Annotated in this window: 12 protein-coding genes; 7 read left to right on the forward strand and 5 right to left on the reverse strand. The window is 72.0% G+C overall.

Annotated elements, in window-relative coordinates:
* A partial coding sequence (locus tag G6031_RS16240; RefSeq protein ID WP_182653822.1) for a cyclopropane-fatty-acyl-phospholipid synthase family protein occupies window positions 1-963 on the reverse strand: 963 nt, incomplete at its 3' end.
* An 11-nt stretch (window positions 964-974) separates the two neighbouring features.
* Window positions 975-2,447: an FAD-binding oxidoreductase gene (locus G6031_RS16245; RefSeq protein ID WP_182653823.1), complete on the reverse strand. Its 1,473-nt coding sequence runs from the start codon at window positions 2,445-2,447 to the stop codon at window positions 975-977.
* A 295-nt stretch (window positions 2,448-2,742) separates the two neighbouring features.
* On the opposite strand from G6031_RS16245, the gene G6031_RS16250 reads away from it, so the two are divergent.
* Window positions 2,743-3,294 carry a DUF732 domain-containing protein gene (locus tag G6031_RS16250; RefSeq protein ID WP_182653824.1) on the forward strand — a complete coding sequence of 184 codons (552 nt, stop codon included), beginning with the start codon at window positions 2,743-2,745 and terminating at the stop codon, window positions 3,292-3,294.
* Between the two features lie 18 nt (window positions 3,295-3,312).
* On the opposite strand, the gene G6031_RS16255 is transcribed toward G6031_RS16250, so the two are convergent.
* Entirely contained in the window at window positions 3,313-4,500 is a 1,188-nt protein-coding gene (locus tag G6031_RS16255) for a patatin-like phospholipase family protein (protein ID WP_182653825.1), read from the reverse strand.
* 205 nt (window positions 4,501-4,705) lie between these two features.
* Here G6031_RS16255 and G6031_RS16260 point away from each other — a divergent pair, with 205 nt between their 5' ends.
* Both G6031_RS16260 and aroD read left to right on the forward strand, forming a co-directional pair.
* On the forward strand, window positions 4,706-5,176 hold the full coding sequence (locus tag G6031_RS16260) for a DUF4262 domain-containing protein (RefSeq protein ID WP_182645018.1): 471 nt from the start codon (window positions 4,706-4,708) through the stop codon (window positions 5,174-5,176).
* 37 nt (window positions 5,177-5,213) lie between these two features.
* The gene (aroD, locus tag G6031_RS16265) at window positions 5,214-6,050 is read left to right on the forward strand and encodes a type I 3-dehydroquinate dehydratase (RefSeq protein WP_182653826.1); all 837 of its coding nucleotides are present in this window, start codon (window positions 5,214-5,216) and stop codon (window positions 6,048-6,050) included.
* On the opposite strand, the gene G6031_RS16270 is transcribed toward aroD, so the two are convergent.
* Window positions 6,022-6,960, reverse strand: a complete 939-nt coding sequence (locus G6031_RS16270) for a LysR family transcriptional regulator (RefSeq protein ID WP_182653827.1) — start codon at window positions 6,958-6,960, stop codon at window positions 6,022-6,024. The two genes, aroD and G6031_RS16270, sit on opposite strands and share 29 nt — an antisense overlap.
* Window positions 6,961-7,151: 191 nt before the next feature.
* On the opposite strand from G6031_RS16270, the gene G6031_RS16275 reads away from it, so the two are divergent.
* A complete protein-coding gene (locus G6031_RS16275) occupies window positions 7,152-8,153 on the forward strand; it encodes a putative sulfate exporter family transporter (RefSeq protein WP_347238515.1) in 1,002 nt (333 codons plus the stop codon).
* A 59-nt stretch (window positions 8,154-8,212) separates the two neighbouring features.
* Entirely contained in the window at window positions 8,213-9,289 is a 1,077-nt protein-coding gene (locus G6031_RS16280) for an NAD-dependent epimerase/dehydratase family protein (RefSeq protein WP_182653828.1), read from the forward strand.
* 34 nt (window positions 9,290-9,323) lie between these two features.
* Here the strand turns inward: G6031_RS16280 and G6031_RS16285 are convergent, their stop codons facing one another.
* Window positions 9,324-9,764 (reverse strand): SRPBCC family protein, encoded by a 441-nt coding sequence (locus G6031_RS16285; protein ID WP_179523687.1) that lies wholly within the window; start codon window positions 9,762-9,764, stop codon window positions 9,324-9,326.
* Window positions 9,765-9,812: 48 nt separating this feature from the next.
* Between G6031_RS16285 and G6031_RS16290 the strand changes: the two genes are divergently transcribed.
* Complete coding sequence (locus G6031_RS16290) at window positions 9,813-10,451, forward strand: DUF1697 domain-containing protein (RefSeq protein ID WP_182653829.1); 639 nt, start codon at window positions 9,813-9,815, stop codon at window positions 10,449-10,451.
* A gap of 312 nt (window positions 10,452-10,763) precedes the next feature.
* The coding region (locus G6031_RS16295; RefSeq protein WP_182653830.1) for a DUF2599 domain-containing protein at window positions 10,764-11,203 on the forward strand (440 nt) is incomplete at its 3' end.

Below are 11,203 nucleotides of genomic sequence, written 5' to 3' on the forward strand. Positions count from 1 at the left end.
GGGGAAGATGTACCGGTCGATGAAGGCGCCCGCCTTGACCGAGCGCGAGTTGTCCGGCCGGGTGATGCAGTGGTTGAGCAACCGACCCCCCGGCCTCAGGTAGCCGTGCAGCCGGGTGAAGTAGTCGTGGTAGTTCCTGCGCCCGATGTGCTCGGTGATGCCGATGGAACTGACCGCGTCGAAGTCACGCTCGGGAACGTCGCGGTAGTCCATCAGCCGGACCTCGGCGAGGTCCCCCAACCCCTGGTCCCGGATCGCGGCCTGTCCCCATTCGACCTGCTCGCGCGAGAGCGTCACGCCGATCGCCCGGACCCCCCGGGCGGCCGCGTACCGCACCATCCCGCCCCACCCGCAGCCCACGTCGAGCAGACGGTCCCCGGCCTTCAGTCCGAGCTTGTCGAACACCAGCCGGTACTTGTTGTCCTGGGCCTCCTCCAGGGAGACCCCGGCGTCGGGGTAGCACGCGCAGGTGTAGGTCATGGAGGGCCCGAGGATCCACTCGTAGAAGCGGTTGGACACGTCGTAGTGGTAGCTGACCACCTCCGAGTCCCGCTTCTTGGAGTGCCTGCGCATGCCGTGCGCGACGCGACGCCACGCCGCGGGCACCTCCTGCTCGGGAATCGGCAGCATCGTGATGTTCTCGCGCCCGATCGAGCGGGCGATGCGCGCCATCGTCCGCAGGTCCGGCGTGTGCGTCATGGTCTTGCGGAAGACCTCGAGCGCGCCGAACACGTCATGCGGCGCACCGGGATGCACCCCGTCGACCTCGAGCTCGCCCATGAGGTAGGCGCGGGCCAGTCCGAGGTCGCCCGGCGCGGTGACGAAGTACTGCAGCGCCCTCCGGCTCGTCAGGCGTAGCACCAGCTCGCTGTTCTCCGGGCCGAACGCCGACCCGTCGTAGGCCTCGATCCGCAGGGGCGGCTCCCCCGTCGCGAACGCGGCGACGATCTCGCCGATGGTCATCCTGTCCGTTGTCACCGTGCACCCACCGCCTTGTCATAGAGGGTCGCGAAGCGGCCCCGGGGATCGAATCGCGTCTTGAGATGTGCCGCGTGCTCGCCGCCGTACAGCTGGTCGAACTCCTCGCGGGAGTAGAAGACCTCGGAGTAGAGCGACTTGTGCCCGCCGAGCCGGGAGACCTCCTGTTCGATGCGCCGGTTCCACGCCCCCTCGGCCATGCCGGGCTCGATCGGCGCGGAGGACCAGAACCCGATGTTGACGTACGTGGTCTCCGGCGCCAGCGGATACAGCGGCCACGGCCGGTCGGAGCCGGGGCCGCCGCCCACACCCGGCGCGGGCGTGGACTCACGCAGCCGCAGCGGGCAGATCCACAGCGGCTCGATGGGCACCTCCCGAAGGAACCACTCGAGGAACTCCTCGGTCCGGTCGATGGTCACCTCGACGTCCTGCACCACGCGCTCCCGCGGGCCCTCGCCCTTGAGCGCGCCGATCCTGTTGCCCAGGTCGTATCGGTGGTCCAGGCCGATGATCTTCCAGTACGCCGACGACCTCAGCAGCTGTTGCGGCCACCACCGGCGGATGCCGGGGTTCTGCACCCCGAACGCGCGCGAGCACCAGAACCAGTCGGTGTCCCAGCGCCACAGGTAGTCGCGGATGGTCAGCCGGTCGCGGGCCACCGAGCCGGCGGGGCCGCCGTGCTGGATCGACCGGTAGTAGATCGCCTGCTTGTCCCGCACCCCCGTGTAGTCCGAGACGGGGCCGGGCTCGTCGGTCCGCCGGCCCAGGGTCAGGTAGGACTCGCCCGCCGAGAAGACGACCCCGTCCAGGAAATCGACCTCCTCGTCGTCGTACGACCCGGACTCGCCGATCCTCGCCAGCCCGTCGGTCAGCGCAGCGAGGGAGTCGAACCGGACGTGGCGCAGTCCGACGTACCGCTCGACCGGTTCGAGCGCGATGCGCAGCCGCACCGCGTACCCGAGCGAGCCGTAGGAGTTGGGGAACCCGCGGTGCAGCTCGCGCTCCCGGTCCGTGCCGTCGGGGCGGGCGGTGACGATCTCGCCCGTGCCGGTGAGCACGTCCATCTCCAGCACCGACTCGTGGGGCAGTCCCAGCCGGAAGGAGCTGGACTCGATGCCCAGTCCGGTCACCGCGCCGCCGAGGGTGATGGTCTTGAGCTGCGGCACCACGTACGGCATCAGCCCGTACGGCAGGGTGGCGTCCACCAGGTCCTCGTACGTGCACATGCCCTGGACGTCGGCGGTGCGGGCGTCCGGATCCACGGAGATGACGCGCGTCAGGCCGGTGGTGTCGAGACCGGGCGACGACGACGAGGCGCGCGGCCTGAAGAGGTTGGACGTCTTCTTGGCCAACCGGACGGGCTCACCCCGGGGGACCGCCTCGAAACTGGCCAGGAGCCGACGGACACCCTCCTCGTGGCGCCGGGGCCCGACGATCAGCGATCCGGACAGACGACCATGAGTGCCCATGCGTCCCACCCTAGTAGCGGTCGGCCACCATCGGAGTTGATCCGGCCGCGGCTCACCCCGGTGGTCCGGACACGGGTGTCCCGTCACCTCGGCGACCGGGGAGCGGAGACCGGTGGGTCCCGTCTCGAACACGTCTCGATTGGGACACCGGTCATCTCGCTCGGGCCATACGATCCCGAGCCCGGTGGCCGGGTACGTAGCCTTCCCGGCAGACCGACCCCCGCACCCGTCTCCACCGCCACGAGCAGACCGTGCATCCGCACCACCCTGTTACCGACACCGAGGAGGGCCCGCCATGACCACACGAGAGCACCGAGCCGACCAGGCCACCAGGAGCGCCCGCGGGGTCCGTCCGGTCCGCCGTCGTGCCGTCGCGGCGGCATCGGGGCTGGCCGCGCTCGCCCTGATCCTCGGGGCGTGCGGTGAGGAGGGCACGGCCGAGGAGGCGGTCGGGGAGGCGACCAGCGCGGTGGGGTCCGTGGCCGCCGAGGCCACCTCCGCGGTCGGGGACGCCACCGACGGCGACGGGCCGACGACCGGCGAGCAGCCGGCCCCGGACGGGGACGGCGGCGACGACCGGTCTCCCGAGGAGCAGTTCCTCAGCGAGATCAGGACCGTCGGCGTGGACGCCGAGGACGAACAGGGTTATCTCACCCGGGGGCGCGACGCCTGTGCGTCACTCGACGGCGACATGGGCTACGTCGACGTGGTCCGGCAGTACAACGACGCCCACGCCGATGCGCCGGTGACCGAGGCCCCGGTGGTGGTGGCGGCCGCGGTCAGGGCGTTCTGTCCCCAGCACCTGCCGCAGGTCGGCCAGGACGAGGGCGGAAACCAGGGCGGCTGAAGCCGAGAGGGGCCCGTCTCACAAGCCCTCCCTGTCCAACGCCTCCGCGGTGAGCCGACGGCCGAGTTCGATCATCTCCTCCGCGCGGTGGAAATCGAAGGCCGAACACGAGTCGGACGGCACCTCCACGAGGACGTCGGGGCGGTTCCCCGCCATCCGGTAGCCGGTGAGGATGCTCTGCATGGCCTCGATCGACTGGGAGACCACGTCGAAGATCCGCAGCGTGCCCGGGAGGGACTCGAGGCTCCGATCGTCCGCCTGGGCGTCGGCCCGGACCTCGCGTTCGCCCTCCTCGACCGCCTCCTCGACCTCCGGTGACGGCTGCGCCGACCCTCTCGGGGTGGCGTCGTCCCCGGTCCGGGAATCGCCCCCGGCGCCCTGCCCGGTCGGGTCGATCCCGGGTGCGTCCAGCCCGGCGGTGTCAGGACCGGCGGTGTCCGGACCGGCCGCGTCCGCCCCGGAGGTGTCCTGACCGAAGCGGGCCGCAACCAGTCTGACCAGGTCCGCGTCCCGCACGTCCGCCGCCGCCGTCCGGATGCGTCCGGAGAGCCTGGCGGTGGTCGCGATGACGGTGCCACCCTTCTTGGACATCTTCGGATCGGCCACGGCCGAGGGCTCATCGGGGTCCGAGCTCTCCTGGAAGGTGGACCCGCGGATCCCCGCCCGACGCCCGGTCAGCGACACGGCCAGGACCAGGTCGCTCTCCACGGAGGCGAGCGGCTCGAGCGGGACCGGGTTGGTCACGCCGCCGTCGATCATCAGGCGCCCGCCCACGATCGCCGGGGTGACGATGCTCGGGATCGCGAACGAGGCACGGACGGCGATGTCCGCCGGGCCACGGGTGAACCACACCTCCCGTCGCGCACGCAGGTCGGTGGCCACCGCGGTGTAGGGGATCGCGAGATCCTCGATGCGCACGTCGTCGAGCATCTCGCCGATCACGCCCATGATCTTGTTGGCGCGGATCGCTCCCCCGCCGGCGAAGGACACGTCGAGCAACCGCAGGACGTCCCGCTGGGCCAGGCCCCGCACCCACTCCTCGAAACGGTCCAGCTCGCCGGCCGCCAGCAGCGACCCCACCACCGCGCCCATCGACGCCCCGGCCACCCCGACCACCTCGTGTCCGCGCGACTCGAGTTCGCGGATGGCCCCGATGTGCGCGTATCCGCGCGCCCCACCGGAACCCAGTGCCAACGCGACCCTCATCCGGTCCTCCTCCGTCGTCCTCACTCGTGCCCGGTGCCGACACACCGGCGCCACCCCATCAGCGGATTCGCCTCCAGTGTGCACCGGCGCGGCCCGTGTCACCCCGGCGCCGGGCCGACCATGTCGTAGGCGCGGTCTACCTTCACCATCGTATCGAGCACCTGTTCGATCCAGACGATCACCGAGTAGACAACCAGGAGTTCCCGTGTCCCACACCGTCATCCAGTTCCGTCCCGTCGCCGCCATCGACCCCGACATGGCGCGCGTCGCCGCCACCATCGACCGGTTCGGCCTGCACGTGGTCCACGTGGGCGAGGGCTGCGCCTGCGAGGACTGCGAGTCCGCCCCACTGCCACCGGACCAACGGTTCGGCTACACGGTCGGGCTCACCGATCGTGGACACCCGGAACTCCTGGCCCGCGGCCTGGGCGCCCGGGAGACGGCCGCGGTGCTCACCCGGTGGGGCGGGTCCGTCCTGGACGGCCGGGTTCTCGACGCCGGCCACCTGCTGTGCGAGGGCCCCGACGGGCCGACGTGGGAGCTCGTACCGGTCCGGCGCCCCTCCAGGACCCTGCGGTGGGCGGGTCGCTACTACCGCACCGCCGGTACCGGCGGCCTCACCGCCCTGGAGCTGGTCCCCGCCCGGCGTCCCTGCCCGTGCGACGGGTGCTGCTGAGACCACCGCCCCGGTGGGGCCGTCGTAGGGTCTATCCATGCCCCGACACCGGCTCGTCCTGGACGCCCGTTCGCCGTCGATCATCGTCCCGCTCACGGGACGCGATCTCCCCGAGCTCGCCGAGCAGATCGGTTCGCTGGAGGCCGCCGAGGCCGGGTTCCGGGGGGATCCCGACGTGGCCAGACCGGCCGGGGTCTCCCCGGACACGGACGGTCTGGTCGACGTGGTCGAATGGCGTGTCGACCTCTACCAACCCTTCACCACCGGGGCCGGGAGTGATCCGGCCCCGGCGGTGCAGGCCCTCGAGCGGATCTCGGCGCTGGTTCCGGGACTGCCGGTCCTCGCCACGTTCCGCACCAGCACCGAGGGCGGGGGTGCGGAGATCTCGCCGGAGGCCTACGTCGCGCTGGTGGAGGCCCTCTCCTCGACGGGTATGGCGGCCGCGATAGACGTCGAGTACCGGCACCCGCACGCAGGGGACGCGATCACCGCCGCCCACCGACACCGCATCCCGGTCGTGGCGTCCAACCACGACTTCGACGGGACCCCGCCCGCCGAGGAGATCGTGGCGCGGCTCACCGCCATGGAGGACGCGGGGGCGGACGTGGCCAAGATCGCCGTGACGCCGCGGTCCGCGGCCGACGTCGTGACGCTGCTCGCCGCCACCGAGGAGCGATACCGGGCCGCTCGCATCCCGCTGATCACCATGTCGATGGGTGGCCTGGGGGCGGTCACGCGGCTCGGCGGCGGCCCGTTCGGCTCCTCGGCCACCTTCGCCACGGTGGGCGCGGCATCGGCGCCCGGCCAACTCCCGGCCGAGGGTGTCCGCCACGCGCTGGATCTGCTCAGCGGACGGTCCGCCCCTCGGGGGTGATCACGTCCGCGCGCTGGTGGCTCCTCCGCGCGAGGGTCACCAGCTCACCCGCCGGGCCGGTCAGCTGACGCGGCGGCCGCCACACCGCGCGCAGTTCCCGTCGCAGGTCCAGCCCGTCGATCTGGATGATCCTCAGCGCGCCCGAGGCCACCTGATCGGCCACGGCGAGCGTGCTCATCCCCGCCGGGCCCACCCCGTCCAGGACGCTGGTGCGGATAGCGGCCGCGCTGGCGAGTTCGAGCAGTGGAGCGGGGCGCTCGTATTCCTGGAGGGCCCGGTCCAGGGTCGTCCGGGTGCCCGACCCCGGCTCCCTCACCACCAGACGCGTGGCGGCGAGCTCGGAGATGGTCACCGGGGTGCGGCGCCGGGCCCACGGATGGGTCGGCGCCGCCACCACCACGAGCCGGTCGCGGGCGACGGTGCTGGTGTGCAGCCCGCTGGGCACGGTCGGGGACTCGACGAACCCGACGTCACAGGTGCCGTCCAGAACGAGTTCGGCGACCCTGACGGAATTGTGGACCTGCAGGTGGATGTTCACCTCCGGCAGCACGCCCCTCAGTGCCCCCAGCCAGCGCGGCATGAGGTGTTCGGCCACGGTCATGCTCGACCCCACCGTCAGCGTGGCGGACCGCTCGGACTGCAGGCTCTGCGCCACCTCCAGTAACTGGGTCGTCTCGGCGAGGACCCTCCGCGCCCAGTGGGCGAGCACCGTCCCGTGCGGGGTCAACGTGGCGCCCCGCGGGTGCCGACGCAGCAACGGCGTGCCGAACCGCCGCTCGAGATCCTTGATCGCCCTGCTCGCGTTGGGCTGCGCCATCCCGACCCTCCGGGCCGCCGCGCTCAGGCTCCCCTGGTCGTCGACGCCGATCAGCAGCTCCAGGACGGCCAGGTCGGGCCACCTTCGTGTCATGCAGACAGCATATGGCTCCACGTCGCGTCATACCTGTGAGATATGGACGGATACCGGACTGCCGGCTACCGGACGGGCCCGTCCGCGTCCACCCTGGAGACGTGAGCACCCCCCTGACCGCCCAGCGACGCGAGCACGGCCACGCAGCGGTGTCGCGGGCCTCGGACTCGGCGACGTCCGGACTGACCGGCGTGCGGGTCAGGGCACGAACGCTCGCCCCGGGCACCGCGTTGACGCTCGCCGGAACAGCGGCGGCGCTGGGGGTCGGCCACCTGGTCCCCACCCTCAACCCGATGCTCGTGGCGATCGTGCTGGGTGCCGCACTCGGCAACACCGTGCGCCTGCCGGCCCGTGCCACCGCGGGCCTGGCGTTCTCCTCGCGCACCCTGCTGCGGGTCGGCATCGCCCTGCTGGGTCTGCAGCTCCTGCTCGGGGACATCACCGCGCTGGGGTGGCAGGTCGTCGCGCTCGTCGTCGTCATCGTCGTCCTGGGAATCGCCGGCACCATGGCGCTGGGGGGCGCGCTGGGTCTCGGCTGGACGCAGCGCCTGCTCATCGCCTGCGGGTTCTCGATCTGCGGCGCAGCGGCGGTAGCGGCCGTGGACAGCGTGTCGGACACCGACGAGGAGGAGGTCCTCACGGCGATCACCCTCGTCGTCATCTTCGGCACCCTGATGATCGTCGCGGTCCCGGTTCTGTCGGGGGCACTGGGCCTGTCGGACACCGCGGCGGGCATGTGGGCCGGCGGATCGATCCACGAGGTCGCCCAGGTGATCGCGGCCGGCGGGGCGATCGGCGGCGGCGCCCTGGCGGTCGCCACCGTCGTCAAGCTGGCCCGGGTCCTGCTGTTGGCCCCCGTGGTCACCGTGATCAGCCTCCACCGGCGACGGACGACCGGCGCCGACGCCCGGGGGACCCGGCCGCCGCTGGTCCCCGGGTTCGTCGTCGCGTTCCTGGCCCTGGTCCTCCTGCGCTCGTCCGGGCTCGTCCCCGACCCGGTCGTCGACGCCGCCTCGCTGGCGCAGACCGTCCTGCTCACCTGCGCCATGTTCGCCCTGGGGATCGGTGTGCGGGTGGCCGCGATGCGCAGGATCGGCGCACGCCCGGTCATCCTGGCCGCCGCCTCGACGGTGTGGGTCGCCGGCCTCGCGTTGGCCGGTGTCCTGCTCATCACCCCGGCGCTCGGCGGTTGACGGCCGCGACCCGGGAGGTACCGTCGACCGGACTGACGGGCCCGGGCGAGGAGGCCGGAATGCGGATCGTGATCATCGGCGCGAGCGGGAACGTCGGCACCGCGCTGCTCCGTCGTCTGCGCGAGACGCGCTCCGGCGACCGACTGGTCGGGCTCGTGCGTCGGCCACCGGATCCCGTCGGCGAGTACCGCGGAGTCGACTGGCACGCGCTGGACGTCTCCGGTCCGGACGCGGCCGGCGAACTCGGTCGACACTTCGTCGAGGCGGACGCCGTCGTCAACCTGGCCTGGGGTTTCCAACCCACCCGCAACATCGGCTACCTCGAGAGCGTCGGGGTCGGCGGGACCGCCGCGGTGCTCGGGGCCGCACAGTCGGCCGGGGTGGGCCTCCTGGTCCACATGTCCTCCGTGGGGACGTACGCGCCGGGCCGCCACGGTGAGCACGTCGACGAGACCTGGGCGAGGACCGGGGTGCCGAGCTCGGCGTACAGCCGACACAAGGCCGCGGCGGAGACGCTCATCGACGACCACGAGAGTCTCCTCGGGGCCGATGCCGTGCCCGTCGCCCGGATGCGCCCGGGCTTCATCGTCCAACGAGCGGCGGCGAGCGGACTGACCCGGTACGGACTGCCCGCCTATCTGCCGGCGCATCTCGCGCCGCGGGTCCCGCTGCTGCCGCTCGACAGGAGCCTGTGCCTGCCCCTCGTCCATGCCGACGACGTCGCCGACGCCGTCGTGCGAGTGATCGAGCAGGGCGCCACCGGCCCGTTCAACCTCGCGGCCGAACAACCGCTGACCAGGGACGACCTCGCAGAGGTGCTCGGGGCCCGGGCGGTCCACATCCCCCTGCCGCTCCTCGGGGCCCTCGTCGGTCTGACGTGGCGGGCGCGCCTGCAGCCGGTGGACCGCGGATGGCTGGACCTGGCGTTCGCCGTGCCCCTGCAGGACTGCGCCCGGGCCCGCGACGAGCTGGGATGGGCACCGGCCTGGGCGCCGACAGAGGCCATGGCCGACCTGCTCGACGGCATCGCGCACCTCGCCCACACCGGGAGTGCACCACTGCGTCGCAGATCCGTGCCCGACCTGGTGCGCCGCGATCTGACCGACGGACTGATCTCCTCCCGCCGGTTCTCCTGACCGGATCCCATCCCCGAGGGCTCGGGGCGAGCGATCAGCCGTGCCGCCGCAGGACCTCGTCCCGCAACCCCGTGGTGGCCACGTCGGCGATGTGCTTCTGGGCCTTCTTGACCACGGCACCCGGCAGCTTGATCTTGAGATCCACCTCGAGGTCGAAGACGACCTCGGTGGTGCCGTCGCCGTTGTCCGTGAGCACGTAGCGGGCGTTCTGGACCTTCTGGGAACCGCTCTCGACCAGGGACCAGCTCACCTCGCCGTCGTACCACTCGTAGCGCACGACCATCTCGTCGGTGACGCCGTACTGGGACACCCGCTCCCACACGACGATCGGCCACCCCTCGTCGTCGGCCTCCCTGACCTCGACCGCACGGTGGGCGCTCGACCAGTCGACGAGGGACTCGACGTCGGCCAGGACCTCCATGATCTCGGGGACGCCGGTCTCGATCTTCACAACGGACTGCACTGACACTGCCATGGCGGGAAAGCTACCCGCGCGGGCCTGCCCCGGGAGGAAGATCGGGACATGAGTACCGGATCGGCGGGCCCACACGCCGGGGAGCATCGGAAGGTCGTGCTGCTCCGCGGGATCAACGTCGGAAAGAGCAACCGGATCGCGATGCCCGACCTGGTCGCGTGCACGGAGGCCGCAGGCGGGACGTCGGTCACCACGGTGTTGGCCACCGGCAACGTGCTCGTCACCGATCCCCGACCGGTGACCGGACTGCGCGCGGCACTCGAGTCCGCGTACGCGGAGAGGTTCGACTACAAGGCGGTCGTGCAGGTCCTCACCCTCGACGCGGTGGCGACGGTGGTGGCCGCGTACCCCTTCGACGCGCTGCCCGAGCACCACGACTACGTGGTGTTCTCGGACGACCCGGAGGTGACGACCCGGGTCACGGTGGCGATGCGCGCGGCCATCCGGAAGGTCGGCGAGGCGGCCGCCGGCGCCGACGCGCATGCCGGGTCCGGGCCGGCCACCGACAGTGAGACGACCGTCAGCACGGAAGCGGTCGCCGAGGGCGCGGGCTGTGTGTACTGGCGTGTCCCCCGCGGCTCGACGTCGACCTCCGACGCGTACAAGGTGCTCGACGGCCGGGAGAACAAGCGTCACCTCACCACCAGGAACCTCAGGACCCTGGACAGGATCCTCGCCGCGGGGTGAGTCAGGGACCCGGTGGAAGCCAGGGACCCGGGGTGGGTCAGGGGCCCTCTACGGACGCCCCGATCGTGTCGACGAAGACCGCGAGGGGTCCGAAGATCGCCGGGAAGATCCCGTCCCAGAACATCTGCAGCTGGCTGAAGTCGATAACGGGCATCAGTAACACTCCTCGCACCGGGGTGGTGAGCGGACCCTCCGCGGCCACCGGGTTCCCCGGAACACAGGATCGCGGCACGGACGCCGAATGCGCAACCCCACACGCCCCGCGAGTCTCTGAAGCGAACCCGCGAACCGCCGCCTGGCAGACTGCCCTCGATGCCCCATGACCCCGCCCGACCGCTCCTGGCCGCCGCGGCGCTGCTCGCGATCGCGGCCGCGACGGGCTGCTCGGATGCCGGGACCGGGCCGGATGCGGGCCCTTCCGTGGACCGGACCACCTCGTCGTCGTCGCGGGACCTGCCACCACCGGCAACGCCACCGACTCCCGGGACCCCGACCTCCGCGCTCCCGCTCATCGCCTCGGCCACGTGGGCGGACTCGGACTTCGGCGTCACGCTGATGGTCGCGCCCACGCCGGCGGGCCGGGAGGCGTCGGGCGTGCAGGACGCGGACGCGGCCTGGCGGGAGGTACTCGCCCTCGCTCCCGACGGGGACACTCCCGGGATGCGGGAACAGTTCGACTGTCACTGGACGTGGGCGCGGATCCTCGAGCCGGACAAGCCCACCTGGAACCTGGAGCCGTGGCGTCCGATCGT

The sequence above is a fragment of the Dietzia sp. CQ4 genome, assembly GCF_014145125.1.
Taxonomy (GTDB): domain Bacteria; phylum Actinomycetota; class Actinomycetes; order Mycobacteriales; family Mycobacteriaceae; genus Dietzia; species Dietzia natronolimnaea.